We start from the raw sequence: 13,999 nt of genomic DNA, 5'->3' as shown, positions 1-13,999 counted from the left end.
TAAGCGTATTAGATGACTTGTAACGTAAAAAGCGCCAAAACTGCTCCTCTTTAACTATATCGACGCACCATTTATCGCCAAAAACCCCTTACTTAATCCAAATTGGTGCGCTTATTGCATATTCACTTTTATGCAATTGAGTTTGTTTCGACAAACTTAGGTTTTTAGATTCCTTAAATCTATTTTGGTGCAATTTACAGACCCAGATTTGTTCCAAAATGGAATTTAGCACTTTTTTCGAGCATGCTATGCAAAATGTAGATCTATTTTTCTTATTACTTGGTGCAGTTTTGGTTCTTGCCATGCACGCAGGTTTTGCATTCTTGGAACTTGGTACGGTTCGCCACAAAAATCAGGTGAACGCACTTAGTAAAATTCTGACTGACTTTGCCCTTTCTGCAATCGCATATTTCTTTGTTGGCTACTACATCTCTTATGGCCAGCACTTCTTCCATGATGGTACGGTTTTATCAAGTGATCATGGCTATAACCTCATGCGTTGCTTCTTCTTACTCACTTTTGCTGCGGCAATTCCTGCCATTATTTCGGGTGGTATTGCTGAACGTGCAAAAATGCGTTCACAAGCAATTGCCACACTTGCTTTAGTTGCGCTTGTTTATCCATTTTTTGAAGGTATAGTCTGGAATGGCAACTACGGTCTGCAAAAGTGGTTAGAAACAACCTTTGGCGCAGCTTTTCATGACTTTGCTGGTTCAGTCGTGGTGCATGCCATGGGCGGTTGGATTGCACTTGCAGCGGTCATTTTATTGGGTGCACGTTCTGGTCGTTATAAGAAAGATGGTCGTGTAAGTGCTCATCCACCTTCTTCTATTCCATTTTTGGCACTTGGCTCATGGATTTTAATTGTCGGCTGGTTTGGCTTTAACGTCATGAGTGCTCAGCGTGTTGACGCCATTTCTGGCTTAGTTGCCATTAACTCACTCATGGCTATGGTCGGCGGAACCATTACAGCAAATGCGATTGGAAAAAATGATCCAGGCTTCTTACACAACGGTCCACTTGCAGGTTTAGTCGCAATCTGTGCAGGCTCTGACATTGTTCATCCAATCAGTGCACTTGTGATTGGTGGTGCAGCTGGGGCTATGTTTGTGTATCTATTCACTTATACTCAAAACAAACTTAAAGTTGACGATGTATTGGGTGTGTGGCCTTTACACGGCGTATGCGGCGCATTTGGTGGTATTGCAGTAGGCTTATTTGGTCAACAATGGCTTGGGGGTTTAGGCGGCGTATCATTCATCTCTCAACTCATCGGAACAGCGCTCGCGATTGCTATTGCGCTTGCTGGCGGCTTTATTGTTTACGGCTTGCTTAAAGCAACTATCGGCATTCGCTTATCTCAAGAAGACGAGTTCCGTGGTGCAGATTTGTCTATTCATAAAATTTCAGCAAATTCTGAAGAAGGTATGTTTTAATTCTGTGTAGGCACGACAGAGTCTTTTCTTCTGTAATAGCAAATAACATCAGTCAATTACGTTACTTTTGTTTCGGCAAAAGTAACCAAAACCATTTCCATTCACAAAACCTGTTCCTTGTTTATTACTATTCAAATAGTTTGCAAAAACTTTAAACTTCTTATGCTCAACAGGTTGTGAATGGATACACTCACTCATCATTTTGGTCACGAAATTAAATTTAGTTTAAGAGCAATTTAAGCTTAATTTTATGTAATGCCTTTACTCACGATCTAATTGATGTTGCATGGCATGAATCAACAAAAACAATTTTTCCAGATTAATATCATTCTTCTGTTTTTCAGTTTTTTCCTGCTTTTAATCGTTTTTCCAGTGGGTGGGAAAATTGATATGTACCTCATCCAGCCTTGGATCGATTCAACGGGTCATTTTTTTAATCGAGACAATTGGTATCTAGAAAGGCTTAATCATGAAATTGTAAAACAGATCATTACTGGCATTTATGTCATTTTTTTCGGTCTATGGCTTGCGTCATTTAAAGTCGAGAAATTAAAGCTTTATCGCTGGCAATATGGTTATATGTTTTTTGTGAGCATGATTGGTAGCGCACTGGTTGGTCTCTTAAAATCACAATCTGCTCATGCCTGCCCTTGGAATATGATTCATCCTAACAGCTTAGGTGGCTATATTTGGGACTTTACTGCGAAACATGGGCATTGCTTTCCGGGTGGACATGCAAGCGCTGGCTTTATTTTAATGACAGGTTATTTTGTTTATCGTCTTGAACAACCCAAACGTGCCTATTTTTATCTCATTTCAGGCATTTTATTAGGCTTTATGATGGGATGGGCACAAATGATGCGTGGAGCACATTTCCTAAGTCATAATTTATGGACAGGTTGGGTCATTTGGGCGGTAAATATCTTATTTTATGCCGTTTGTATTCACCGCTTTGAGTTTGAAAAACGAGTCAAACAAGAACTTGTCTAACTCAAGTCCTTGTTTCGTGAACATGTAAAATCTTTGGAAGTTTAACCAAGACCGAAAGTCCACCAAGCTCTAAACTTCTGTCTAGTGTCAAAGTCCCACCTAAACGTTGAGTTGCTCGGTCAACAATGGATAGACCTAAACCACTCCCCACTTCAAGATGATGATGTACACGATAAAAACGCTTTAGAACTTTATCATAATGTTCTGGGTCGATCCCCGCGCCGCTATCTTCAATTTGTATACACGCATCGCCATCTGTAGCAGTGAAAACAGAAATATTAATCATCCCCTCATGAGGGGTATATTTGATGGCATTATCAATTAAGTTAAAAATAATTGAATGAACAGTTGGCTCAACACTATGCATTTCAATTGGCTCGTTACGAACAAAGCCCAAGTCGATTTCTTTTTGCATAGCCAGATTAACAAGCTGTTCAACACAATTTAAAGCGACATCATTAAGCTGAAAAGCTCTCGTCGGTTCAATCACACTTAAAGATACATCCTGCTTAGCCAGCGCTAAAAGCTGTGTCACCAAGTGCTGAATACGCGCTAATCCTTTACTCAAATTTTGCAGCGATTCCTGCTCAGGAAATTGACTAATTAAAATTTTAGTTTGTAAATTTAAAGCAGTCACAGGGGTTCTGAGTTCATGGGCTGCATCTGCAATGAACTGTTTCTGCTCGTTTTGTGCCTTAGAAATGCGCTCGAAGAGTCGATTCATTTCATCAATTGTGGGTAACAATTCTTGAGGATAATCTACAACTTCAATAGGCGTCAGCTCTTCTGAGTCACGATGGGTCAGTTCATTTTTAAAGTCATCAATCGGCTTTAGCCCACGACGAATAATTGCAGCTAAAGCAAAAATCGCAAAAGGTAAAATAATCAAATATGGAATGAACATGCTACCTGCAAGTTCCCAAGCAAAAGCCTCACGAACCTTTTCTTGCTGGCTAATCTGAATCTGGTAATCCTTTAACGGTAAAACATAGGTACGGATTAAGCCGTTACTGGTTTTATGTGAGTAAAAGCCAGCTTGTGCAACAGGTGGAACCAATAAATGGAGATGGTGTGATAAATGGGCTTGATCTTTATAAGCCCAAATATCTACAAATAGATCTTCTTCATGATAAGTTTTATGAAAATCAAATTCACTGCTTACCGTTTTCAATGGATATTCAGCTGTTCGCTCAGCTAAATAACGCATTTGGGTATCTAAAATTTCATCAACTTCTTGCAGTGCAACTTTATACGCACTAAAAATTAATATACAACCTAAGATGACACTGAAAATTGAGGTGCCCCAAATCAGTCGTTTTTTTAATGAATAATGCACTGTTATGAAGTTCCAAAATTAAGTTACGATTGCCCTAAACGGTAACCCAATCCTCGAATAGTTCGGATAAAGTCTTTCCCGAGTTTAGCTCTCAGGTGATGCACATATACTTCAATCGTATTACTGGTCACATCACTATCGAAATCATATAACTTATCTTCAAGATTTGCTTTAGAAAAGATTTTATTTGGGTGGCTCATTAAAGGAATCAGAATTGCCCACTCACGATTAGACAAATCAATACGCTGTCCTTTAAAAGTTGCAATGTGTTGTTCAACATTTAAAACCAGATCACCACTTTGTAATAGTTGCTCATGGTTCGCAAGCTGAGCCTCTACGCCACTACGGCGTAATAGCGCATGAATACGAGCAAGTAACTCATCAAACTCGTATGGTTTGATCAAGTAATCATCTGCACCATGGTTTAAGCCATCAACACGGTTTTGTAACTGATCTCGCGCTGAAATAATTAAAACGGGAGTTGCTGCTCTTTGGCGAATTTGCTTTAAGACCTGCATGCCATCCATCATCGGTAGCCCTAAATCCAAAAGAATTAAATCGAATTTATTTTTAGCCAACTGAGCCAGACCGTCTAAGCCATTATTGACCCACTCCACTTCAAATTGATGATATTGCAGCAACGTTATTGTTGACTCTGCAATCATAAAATCATCTTCAATCATCAAGATTTTTGTCATGTTCTAGGCTCGCTTTAATTCACATGGGCACAAGAGTGCAGCATATCCAGTTGAGGGTTGATGACCTGAGTTTTTACACCTAACAAACTCAGTAAGCTTGGGAATAAATTATCCTGACTTAACTTTTCTTTCGTTTGTTGGCCTAAACAACTCACTTGTGCAAGGTTGTGTTGTTTCCAGCTATCAGAAAACCACATCATCATTGGTACATGCGTTTGTTGGGTCGGTGCAATTGCATACGGTGAACCATGTAAATATAAACCATGTTCACCCGTCGATTCACCATGATCAGATAAATACCATAAACCTGTTTGATATTCCGATAATTCTTTTAGGTTATTAATGATCTGACTTAACACATGGTCTGTATATACAATCGTGTCATCATAACTATTTAATAACTCTGTTTGAGAACAACCCTGTATCGCATTAGTATCACAAGTCGGTTTAAACGGTTGATATTGAGCAGGTGCACGCTTGTAATAGGCTGGACCATGACTTCCGACTTGGTGTAAAACAATGAGTCGCGGACGAGTGTCTTCTTTAGGAATAGTCGCTAAATACTCATTTAAGCTATCAATTAAAATATCGTCATAGCATTCGCCATCTTTACACCATTTTTGCTTTAACTTTTCTGGTATTTTGTACTGTTCAACACGATCACAAGTGCCCTTGCAGCCAGAGTTATTATCAATCCAAGTTACTTGGTAACCCGCACGTTTAGCAATGTCCAATAGACCTTCACGGTGACTTGCTAGTTGTTCATCGTAGTCAACGCGAGGCATTCCAGAGAACATACATGGAACCGACACAGCAGTTGCTGTACCACATGAGCTAACTTGGGAAAAATTTAAAATATCTTGTTTAGAAAGTTCCGGATTCGTATTTTTCGAATAACCATTTAATGCAAAACTTTCCGCACGAGCTGTCTCACCAACAACGAGAACCATTAATTTAGGCAAGTTGCTTTGTACTTGCTGAACTTGATGAGCATCTTCTCCATAATGTATAAGTGGCAAGTTCTTCTTAGGCGCCATTTTATGGTAATAAGACATTAAGGAAGAAATGCTATTTTGTGGTGAGATCATACCTTTCAAATCACGATGCTCACGAAAAATAGATGCAAAATCAACATAATAAACAAATAGCAAAATACCCACGATTGCACATGAGGCTACAATCGAACCAAGCTTTTTCATCAATAAATAAGATACTTTTTCTCGTTTAAGTTTTACCTGAGTAATTAAAATAATAGGCAAAACAACAAAGAAAACTGTCCAAAGCCCGAAACGCAATGAAATTAAATCAGAAACTTCAGAGACATCGGTTTGTATCATATTTTGAATCTGATCAGGTGAGATAATTACACCTAATGTATTGACGAAATAAGAACTAAAACCACCAATCACGATCAGTAAAATTGCAAAAATTTTAGCAGTCCATTTCCAGTTTAAAATCTGTAAAATCGTATAATAAGCAGCAACCACAATAACTACTGTAGCAGCTAGAAATAGAATAGCCTTTATTCCAAAATATGGAGTTAAAAGGTGGACTTGGTGATAAAAACCAATATTTAGAATTGCCCCTAACCAAATGGCTATAATTAAATTAAACATAAACAGCGAAATCTGTTTATTTTTTAAAGTAGAAAAAAAATTCAGCATCTTGGGTGACTACAATCTTTTTATGATGCTCTAATGTAGAAATTGAAACTTAAAAATGACTTAAATAAAAAATGATCTAATTCAGAAGCTTTAAAGTGTACCGATTCTTTTAATTTATATAAAAAAAGACGAGATTAGATTTAACCTCGTCTTTTGAGCTTTTAACTAAATATTGTTTTTAGAAACTATATTTAGCCATTAAACCAACACGGTTATCTTTGAAAGATTTACCATCAAATGTATCACGCTTACCGTTAATATATTCAACACCTAAATCAATTGGTTTAACTGGTGTATAGATGAAGTTAATCCATGCTTGTTGAACTTTTTCATTTGCAGATGCATTCAATCTTGCAAAATCAGTACCGTCATCAGAGAACTGCGCGCCATATGCTAAAGTAGAACGTAAGTTAGGTAAAATCTTATAAGTTCCACCCACCTGTACTGCTACAAATTCATTTTGCTCAATAGAATTACCTTCTACTGCGTAAGCAGAGTTACTACCATATAAATACGTATTATCACCTACGACATATGATGCATCAGCAAAGAGTTTTAAAGGATCAGATACTTTAAAGTCAGTACCAACAGCTACACCCCAACCAGTTTTCTCATCATCCGCAAGCTGTGATTTATAATTTTCCACTAAAACACGAGCTGATGCAGAACCTTTACCCTCTGCATAGCCTTGAGTGATTTTAGCAGTTAATGCAGGTAGACGATATTTAAGATCACCTGTAGTAGATGTTGAACTATCCGCTTTTTCAGCAGAAACAAATAATTGTGTAGTTGGACCTAACTTGTAGTTATAACGTACTTGAGGTACACGTTTAGTGCCGCCACCAATATTTGTCGAGAAGTCGATCATTTCTGGTGCATGGTTAGATAAGAAATTAGACGTTGTTTGACCAAACAACCAGCTGTTATAAGTCAAGTAGGCATGACGAATACGTAACCCATCATTTGTCCCCCCAAAGTCGACTTCGATTTTACCACCAACTTTAGCGTCATTTACTGGAGCCGTAAAATCTAAACCAAGACGTGTCGTTTTAGCGGTTGCACGTAATTTATCTTGTGTTTTACCATCTGACTTACTTACGTCGTTAAAGTCGTTATCCGCACCTTCAATAATATAGTTAGCATCGCCACGAACAAAACCATATAGATTCACATCAGCACCAGCTTTAGATTTTAATGATGCTAGAGGTGAAACTGGCGCAGCAGCTTGAGGTTGTGCTTTAACTTCTGCTAACTGTACTTGCTGTTGTTGCTGTACTTGCTGTTGTTGTTGCTGAACTTGACGTTGTTCTTGAATTAAAGCTTTTAACGCTTCAACTTCTTTACGAAGCTGTTGAATTTCCGCTTTGTCGGAAGTCGCAGCATGTGCCCCACTCATCATTAAAGCTGTAACTGTAAGAGCTAAACTTTTAATAACGAAAGATTTACGATTAAGGAATAGATCCATCAAAAACTCCTAAAAATATATTTTATGTTGCCTATCCATGCCAAGTTGATTTACGCCATTAAATTAGGGGCTAAAAAATCAACTCTCCTCCACATTGGTTACATTAATTTTATTACCGCAACCAAAACCAATTTCAACGTTGTGCAAGACTAAAACCGATAAACAAAGACATAAAAAACATACTTTGATTTACAGATTTTTACCTTAACTTCATGTTGTAACGAATCCTACACAACTCTCTTATCTTATAGAATGATTAAATCGTTATTTCATTATTCTTTTTTAGACTTTAGGCTAATAACCAATCTAATTGAACATTTTTCTGCCCATTTTGATTGATTCACATGATTTTTCTTGTTATCCAAATCCATTTTTTCTCCATTTAGCTTCCATTTGCTACCCACACAAGATGGCACAATTAATTGAGCATTTAAATAGCTAAAAATATACATTTTTAAAAACATAGACAAAGGTATTAGATAAAGCTTAGATCACTGGTTGAGCAATATTAAAGTTCTTTATTTCATTTAGTTAACATTATTTTTCCTGTAGTTTCTCATGTTTCCATAGGAAAATAGGCGGTAAACTGATCACTGCAATAATGACAATAGCTATCAAATAATGGAAATAACCGAGTAAATCTCCAATTACACCGCTAAAACTATAAAGAAGACCGCTAACAGTCGCCATGACTGAAACCTGAAAGGTAAAATCTGTCCCTGCATATTCTTTTCGACTGTAATGCATGACTAGAGTCAACATAGCTACCAATAGCATTGCCGAGAATGCATCTTCTAAAGCATTGACTGTATATATAACCCAGACATTCAACTGAATTTTTTGTTCATAGGCATAGGCTAAATAAGCATAGGCTCCTAGACTCATAATTTTAAAAATTGAAAAGCCAATTAATGCTTCTGGTCTTGAAAAGTATTTAAGCACGCCTCCTGCTATTGCCGCCCCAGCGAGTGCTGCTACTGCACCGAGCATCGTGATGTAAACACCAATTTGAGTAAAACTTAATCCTATATCCACCATTAAAGGTTTAAGTAATGGTCCAGCTAAGCCGTCTGCTACTTTAAAAGTGATCAGTACCATTAACCAAGAGCGGAGTTCTTTATTTTGAGAGAAATATCTTAGGTAAGCTTTAATTTTTAGGACTAAATTTTGCTGATTAAGTTTGAGTTCGCGACTCGTATGAGAAGTATGTTGAGGCTCTTTTAATAACCAAACTGGTAAAGTATTTAAAAATACTATGGTTGCTAATAGCAAAAAAGTGGGTTGCCATGTTAACCAGTCTAAGCACCAAAGTACGGCACCTCCCCCAACAATAAAACCTAACCGCGAACCAATGACCTGAAATGTATTGCCCCAATGCTGCTGATCATGCTTCAACAAGTTGACTGCTAAAGCATCGGTAGCAATGTCTTGTGTTGCTCCAGTTAAGTTCATAAAAAGAAGGGAAATAAAAAATGCGAATAAATAAATAGGTTGATCTAAAGCTTGAACGGGGAAAAAAGACAAAATACACAGTACACCCACAGTCAAAAACTGAGTAGGTAGAATCCAACTACGATAATGTCCTAAATGGGAAAGTGCGTGTCGGTCGACCCACGGCGCCCAAAAAATCTTGATTGACCACGGTAACATTAATAAGCCAAAGCCACCAATATGAGCGAGTGAAACTCCTTCTGCTCTTAAGATCACAGGTAAGGCGTGGGTCATAAACCCAACAGGCAGTCCTTGTGCCCAATATAAAGAAAATAGCAGAAGATAAAGATTTTGCTGCCGCAACATAGAAACCTACTTTTTATTTGTTTAATGAGGAATAACATCAAATGTCATGTTGTTCTTACATTTTGCCAATGAAGCATATATTTCAAAAGATTAAGATAAAACTAGGACAAGTTAAAATTTAAAAAAATATGGATCAACATTTCCCTAATTTACCTGATTTAGTGCCTCAACGCGGTACTGCTTTAAGCCGAGCGCTATTTAAAAAACTTTTTTTAGCGCAAGGTTGGACAATTGAAGGTGAAGTTCCTAATTTGCCAAAAGCAGTGGCGATTATTTCCCCCCATACTTCCAATATTGATGGATGGTATGGATTTCTTGCGATTTTCGGATTAGGTATCCAAATTACGGTGTTAGGTAAAGACGCTCTTTTTAAACCACCATTTAAACGAGCTTTAGATTGGGCTGGGGTCATTCCAGTTAAACGTGACACAGCCAATGGACTTACTGAGCAAGTCGTTGCAACCATTCAAAAATATGACAAGATCTGGATTGGAATGGCGCCCGAAGGCACACGTAAAAAAGCAAAAAAAATGAAAAGTGGCTTTTATCATATCGCTGCAAAAGCCAATATTCCCATTGTGATGTTTTCTTTTGATTATGATCACAAGACGATTCACTGCTTAGGTCACCTAAATCCAAGCGGCAACTACGACGAAGATCTCAACAAGATTTTTGAGCGTTATGAAGGAAAAATATCACCTAAAAATCGTAATTGGCTTGCTGAACCTTTACAAAATCTAGTGAAAAAAACCTAGCAAAAATTGAGCAAATCTGGTCTCATGAGCCCTCTTAATTTATCTCGACGTAGATTATTTTTAAAGATGAAAATTGCTCAATTTGCCAGTATTGGATTTATCTCTCTAGCACTATTTGGCTGTGATAAATTTAGCAAAACACCAACACCGACAACCTCAATGAAAGCCCGTGAACCTGTGATTGCACTTGCTTTAGGTGGCGGTGGAGCAAAAGGATTTTCACATATTGGTGTAATTAAGGTTTTAGAGTCTCACGGAATTAAACCTAAAATTGTCACGGGTACCAGTGCCGGTAGCTTTGTTGGAAGTATCTACGCAAGTGGACAAACGCCTTATCAATTGCAAAGTCTGGCTCTAAAGTTACAAGAGTCAGATATCCGCGATTTAACACTTAATCGTCAGGGTATTATTCTTGGACAAAAGTTACAGGACTACGTTAACCGTAATGTAGGCAATAAACCGATTGAGAAGTTCCCAATCCGTTTTGCTGCCGTGGCAACACGCCTTGATAATGGTCAAAAAGCTGACTTCATTAAAGGTAATGCAGGCCAAGCCGTACGTGCCTCTTGTAGTATTCCAAATGTGTTTGTACCAGCGACAATTGGCAAGCAGAAATATGTAGATGGTGGATTGGTTAGCCCAATTCCTGTTAAAACTGCTCGTGATATGGGTGCCGATATTGTCATTGCAGTCGATATTTCCGCGCGTCCAGCAGGAAACCGCCCAGCAAACATGTGGGGATTACTGGATCAAACCATTAATATCATGGGTCAACAAAGTATTAATGAAGAGCTCAAGCAAGCCAATGTTGTCATTCAACCTAAAGTTGGTCATCTAGGTACTCTTGATCTCAAATCAAGTAACCAAGCAATTTTGGAAGGCGAAAAAGCAGCTCAAGCGCAAATACGCCAAGTTGAAACTGCAATTGCAAACTTCAAAAAATCTCCAGCTGCGTTTAAGCCTGCACCACGCCCTAAATTCTAATTGAGGTGGTTTTTTTCTATCCACACTCCCCTTCATCTGCTACAGTGGTAAAAGTGATATTGAGTCACTTTTACCCATCATAAAGATATATAAAAGAGCAGATCTATGGAGTTTGTTATACAACCTTGGCACTGGTTTGTATTGGGTATCTTACTTATTCTTTCTGAACTGATTCTACCCGCCTTTGCCGCGCTTTGGTTTGGTATTGCCGCCATTATGGTGTGCTTTCTCTACTGGTTATTTCCAGATATTAGCCTCACAACGCAAATTATATTGTGGATAGTTTTGTCAGTGCTATGCACCATTCTTTGGTTCAAATTTATTAAACCATTGTCAATTGATAAGACTAAAGCGGGATTACCCCGTGAAGCGACTATTGGTCAAATTGGTATGGTGATCCAAACCGGTCTCGACCATGATCAAATTATCGTTCGCTTTCCAATGCCCATTTTAGGGGCCGATGAATGGAACTGTCGAAGCACTACACCAGTCAAAGTCGGTGATCGTGTTAGAGTTATTGATATTTCGGGTAACGACTTAATTGTCCAGTCCCATGGTACTTCATAAACATTAAAGATAAAGAGAGGGTATTTTCATGCCAGTCGGTACTATTATTGTTTTAGCCTTTTTGGCTTTTGTGGCTGTCACCATTTTTAAAGGGGTTCGTATTGTTCCTCAGGGTTATAAGTGGATTGTTCAACGTTTAGGGAAATATCACTCTACCCTTAATCCCGGGCTTAATTTTGTGATTCCCTATGTTGATGAAGTGGCTTATAAAGTTACCACTAAAGATATTGTGTTAGATATCCCATCTCAAGAAGTGATTACGCGCGACAATGCTGTATTACTTATGAATGCTGTGGCATATATTAATTTAACCACACCAGAAAAAGCGGTCTATGGTATTGAAAACTATACATGGGCAATTCAAAACCTTGTACAAACTTCATTACGTTCTATTGTCGGTGAAATGGATCTAGATGATGCTTTGTCTTCACGAGATCATATTAAAGCGAAGCTCAAAGCTGCGATTTCTGATGATATTTCAGATTGGGGCATCACTTTAAAAACTGTTGAAATTCAAGATATTCAACCCTCTTCTACCATGCAAGCTGCCATGGAAGCTCAAGCTGCCGCAGAACGTCAACGCCGTGCTACAGTAACGAGAGCTGATGGTGAAAAACAAGCTGCAATTTTAGAAGCTGATGGTCGCTTAGAAGCATCTCGCCGTGATGCAGAAGCACAAGTTGTTTTGGCTGAAGCTTCACAAAAAGCCATTGAGATGGTGACAAGTGCAGTGGGTGATAAAGAAACGCCAGTTGCTTATCTGTTAGGTGAACAGTATGTAAAAGCGATGCAAGATATGGCGAAATCAAGCAATGCTAAAACTGTGGTTTTACCAGCCGATGTTTTAAATACAATTCGCGGAATTATGGGAAAACATAATTAATTTAGTTACTTTGAATACGTAATTGAAGTCAAAACGGCGACCTCTATGTCGCCGTTTTTTTATCTTTTATATTATTGGTTTTTTAATCTTTTCTGATCTTTCAAAGGGAGTTTTTTTACAACCAAATCATAAGAATCGTGAATTAAATCTTGAAGTAAATCGGTTGTTAAGTCCTTATGCGGTGTAATCGAAATCCAGTGTTTTTTATTCATGTGATATCCTGGAACAATAAATGAATAGAGTTCTTGATATTCCTGACTTTTATAAGGATCACATTTGATATTAATCATTTTGATGCCAGCTACTTCTGCGGTCAGCATGAATATTTTTTCTAAAATTTTAAAAACTTCATAGTCTGGACCAAAAGGATGGGACTGTTGACTAAAGGGAAGATTGCGAGCGATTTCAATTGCTTTTTGATGGAGTTGTTCACCATTCATTCTTTTCTCCTTTATTCATTTCGCATGAATAGAAGCTATGAATATTGATTTAATATTATTAATTGGTACGCGCTAAAAGGAATTGTGAGATATCTACTAATTCTTTTGCATCATCACCAAAATGAGCTAAAGCTTCAAAAGCTTGATCATGCAACTCTTTAGCATATGACTTTGCTTGTTCGAGCCCCATTAAGGCTGGGTACGTCGATTTTTGTACTTGTTCATCCTTACCTGCAGTTTTACCCAAGGTTTCAGTACTCGAAGTAATATCGAGAATATCGTCTAATACCTGAAAAGCCAAACCAATGGTCTGCCCATATTGACGCAACTTTGGAATTGCTTGATCTGTTCCAGAGAAAATGGTCACGGCACCCATCATAATGGCAGCCTGAATGAGCGCACCAGTTTTATTGCGATGGATATTTTCAAGTTCGTCTTGAGTAATTTGCTTACCTTCAGCTTGCAAATCTAATACCTGTCCAGAGACCATTTTGGAGCTGGCAGTTGCTAAAATCTGCATTTGTTTTAATACAATCGCGGCATCGGTACCCTGCCCTTGTTCATCGAACAAACGGCTCCCTAAAACCTCAAAAGCCATTGATTGTAAAATGTCGCCTGCAAGCAAAGCCGTATCTTCACCAAACGCAACATGACAAGTCGGCTGACCACGACGCAGTAAATCATTGTCCATACAAGGCAAGTCATCATGCGCTAGTGAGTAACAATGAATAAGTTCAACTGCAACCGCAGCACGGCGAGCCGCAGCAAAATTCGGATTTGGCTGTAAAGAAGCCGTGGCATAACATAAAGCTGGACGCACACGTTTTCCACCAAGCATGACTGCATGGTGTACTGCACTTTTTAAAGGCTCTGGAATTGAAAATGCGGCCAGTGTCGTCAATAAATCTTGTTGAATACGTTGTTGAGCTTGTTTTAAAACATCCGCATTAACTTGAGAGAGTGATGACACAGTCGCCTCGATAA

15 protein-coding genes are annotated in these 13,999 nt (G+C 38.3%); 6 read left to right on the top strand and 9 right to left on the bottom strand.

All coding sequences use genetic code 11. The features are described from left to right. The first annotated feature begins 248 nt into the window (after window positions 1-248). Window positions 249-1,436 carry an ammonium transporter gene (locus tag J663_RS15520; protein WP_033850833.1) on the top strand — a complete coding sequence of 396 codons (1,188 nt, stop codon included), beginning with the start codon at window positions 249-251 and terminating at the stop codon, window positions 1,434-1,436. A 48-nt stretch (window positions 1,437-1,484) separates the two neighbouring features. On the opposite strand, the gene J663_RS19345 is transcribed toward J663_RS15520, so the two are convergent. After that, the gene (locus J663_RS19345) at window positions 1,485-1,646 is read right to left on the bottom strand and encodes a hypothetical protein (protein ID WP_104075282.1); all 162 of its coding nucleotides are present in this window, start codon (window positions 1,644-1,646) and stop codon (window positions 1,485-1,487) included. A gap of 69 nt (window positions 1,647-1,715) precedes the next feature. Here J663_RS19345 and J663_RS15515 point away from each other — a divergent pair, with 69 nt between their 5' ends. Beyond that, entirely contained in the window at window positions 1,716-2,426 is a 711-nt protein-coding gene (locus J663_RS15515; protein ID WP_081404776.1) for a phosphatase PAP2 family protein, read from the top strand. 1 nt (window position 2,427) lies between these two features. On the opposite strand, the gene J663_RS15510 is transcribed toward J663_RS15515, so the two are convergent. The 6 genes from J663_RS15510 to J663_RS15485 all read right to left on the bottom strand — a co-directional run bounded on the left by J663_RS15510 (window position 2,428) and on the right by J663_RS15485 (window position 9,386). Next, window positions 2,428-3,762, bottom strand: coding sequence for a two-component system sensor histidine kinase PmrB (locus J663_RS15510; RefSeq protein ID WP_002116013.1), 1,335 nt, complete (start codon window positions 3,760-3,762; stop codon window positions 2,428-2,430). A gap of 23 nt (window positions 3,763-3,785) precedes the next feature. After that, complete coding sequence (locus J663_RS15505; protein ID WP_002116411.1) at window positions 3,786-4,460, bottom strand: DNA-binding response regulator PmrA; 675 nt, start codon at window positions 4,458-4,460, stop codon at window positions 3,786-3,788. A gap of 14 nt (window positions 4,461-4,474) precedes the next feature. Beyond that, window positions 4,475-6,124 (bottom strand): phosphoethanolamine transferase, encoded by a 1,650-nt coding sequence (locus J663_RS15500; protein ID WP_033850781.1) that lies wholly within the window; start codon window positions 6,122-6,124, stop codon window positions 4,475-4,477. Window positions 6,125-6,302: 178 nt separating this feature from the next. Then, on the bottom strand, window positions 6,303-7,589 hold the full coding sequence (locus J663_RS15495) for a DcaP family trimeric outer membrane transporter (protein ID WP_033850780.1): 1,287 nt from the start codon (window positions 7,587-7,589) through the stop codon (window positions 6,303-6,305). Between the two features lie 272 nt (window positions 7,590-7,861). After that, window positions 7,862-8,053 (bottom strand): hypothetical protein, encoded by a 192-nt coding sequence (locus J663_RS15490; protein WP_014207513.1) that lies wholly within the window; start codon window positions 8,051-8,053, stop codon window positions 7,862-7,864. A 73-nt stretch (window positions 8,054-8,126) separates the two neighbouring features. Further along, entirely contained in the window at window positions 8,127-9,386 is a 1,260-nt protein-coding gene (locus J663_RS15485; RefSeq protein WP_033850779.1) for an MFS transporter, read from the bottom strand. 128 nt (window positions 9,387-9,514) lie between these two features. Between J663_RS15485 and J663_RS15480 the strand changes: the two genes are divergently transcribed. From J663_RS15480 to J663_RS15465, 4 genes are all read left to right on the top strand, one after another. Then, on the top strand, window positions 9,515-10,141 hold the full coding sequence (locus J663_RS15480) for a lysophospholipid acyltransferase family protein (protein ID WP_033850778.1): 627 nt from the start codon (window positions 9,515-9,517) through the stop codon (window positions 10,139-10,141). Window positions 10,142-10,207: 66 nt separating this feature from the next. Further along, window positions 10,208-11,125 (top strand): patatin-like phospholipase family protein, encoded by a 918-nt coding sequence (locus J663_RS15475; protein ID WP_014207516.1) that lies wholly within the window; start codon window positions 10,208-10,210, stop codon window positions 11,123-11,125. A gap of 105 nt (window positions 11,126-11,230) precedes the next feature. After that, on the top strand, window positions 11,231-11,692 hold the full coding sequence (locus J663_RS15470; RefSeq protein ID WP_002116499.1) for an NfeD family protein: 462 nt from the start codon (window positions 11,231-11,233) through the stop codon (window positions 11,690-11,692). Window positions 11,693-11,720: 28 nt separating this feature from the next. Further along, window positions 11,721-12,575 carry an SPFH domain-containing protein gene (locus tag J663_RS15465; RefSeq protein WP_002116544.1) on the top strand — a complete coding sequence of 285 codons (855 nt, stop codon included), beginning with the start codon at window positions 11,721-11,723 and terminating at the stop codon, window positions 12,573-12,575. A gap of 71 nt (window positions 12,576-12,646) precedes the next feature. Here J663_RS15465 and J663_RS15460 read toward each other — a convergent pair whose 3' ends face one another. Then, window positions 12,647-13,015 carry an MmcQ/YjbR family DNA-binding protein gene (locus tag J663_RS15460; RefSeq protein ID WP_033850777.1) on the bottom strand — a complete coding sequence of 123 codons (369 nt, stop codon included), beginning with the start codon at window positions 13,013-13,015 and terminating at the stop codon, window positions 12,647-12,649. A gap of 58 nt (window positions 13,016-13,073) precedes the next feature. Continuing rightward, window positions 13,074-13,985, bottom strand: coding sequence for a polyprenyl synthetase family protein (locus J663_RS15455; protein WP_014207519.1), 912 nt, complete (start codon window positions 13,983-13,985; stop codon window positions 13,074-13,076). Between the last annotated feature and the right edge of the window lie 14 nt (window positions 13,986-13,999).

The sequence above is a fragment of the Acinetobacter sp. 826659 genome (genome assembly GCF_000588515.1).
In the GTDB taxonomy this organism is placed as follows: domain Bacteria; phylum Pseudomonadota; class Gammaproteobacteria; order Pseudomonadales; family Moraxellaceae; genus Acinetobacter; species Acinetobacter pittii.
The sequence above is the reverse complement of the archived record's forward strand: the minus strand, read 5'-3'. Positions and strand labels throughout refer to the sequence as shown.

Excerpts from the sequence above, each read along its gene's own strand:
- J663_RS15465 (WP_002116544.1), top strand. The coding sequence starts at position 11,721 with ATGCCAGTCGGTACTATTATTGTTTTAGCCTTTTTGGCTTTTGTGGCT.
- J663_RS15490 (WP_014207513.1), bottom strand. The coding sequence starts at position 8,053 with ATGTTTTTAAAAATGTATATTTTTAGCTATTTAAATGCTCAATTAATT.
- J663_RS15480 (WP_033850778.1), top strand. The coding sequence starts at position 9,515 with ATGGATCAACATTTCCCTAATTTACCTGATTTAGTGCCTCAACGCGGT.
- J663_RS15470 (WP_002116499.1), top strand. The coding sequence starts at position 11,231 with ATGGAGTTTGTTATACAACCTTGGCACTGGTTTGTATTGGGTATCTTA.
- J663_RS15485 (WP_033850779.1), bottom strand. The coding sequence starts at position 9,386 with ATGTTGCGGCAGCAAAATCTTTATCTTCTGCTATTTTCTTTATATTGG.
- J663_RS15460 (WP_033850777.1), bottom strand. The coding sequence starts at position 13,015 with ATGAATGGTGAACAACTCCATCAAAAAGCAATTGAAATCGCTCGCAAT.
- J663_RS15505 (WP_002116411.1), bottom strand. The coding sequence starts at position 4,460 with ATGACAAAAATCTTGATGATTGAAGATGATTTTATGATTGCAGAGTCA.
- J663_RS15495 (WP_033850780.1), bottom strand. The coding sequence starts at position 7,589 with ATGGATCTATTCCTTAATCGTAAATCTTTCGTTATTAAAAGTTTAGCT.
- J663_RS15520 (WP_033850833.1), top strand. The coding sequence starts at position 249 with ATGCAAAATGTAGATCTATTTTTCTTATTACTTGGTGCAGTTTTGGTT.
- J663_RS15515 (WP_081404776.1), top strand. The coding sequence starts at position 1,716 with ATGTTGCATGGCATGAATCAACAAAAACAATTTTTCCAGATTAATATC.
- J663_RS15500 (WP_033850781.1), bottom strand. The coding sequence starts at position 6,124 with ATGCTGAATTTTTTTTCTACTTTAAAAAATAAACAGATTTCGCTGTTT.
- J663_RS15475 (WP_014207516.1), top strand. The coding sequence starts at position 10,208 with ATGAAAATTGCTCAATTTGCCAGTATTGGATTTATCTCTCTAGCACTA.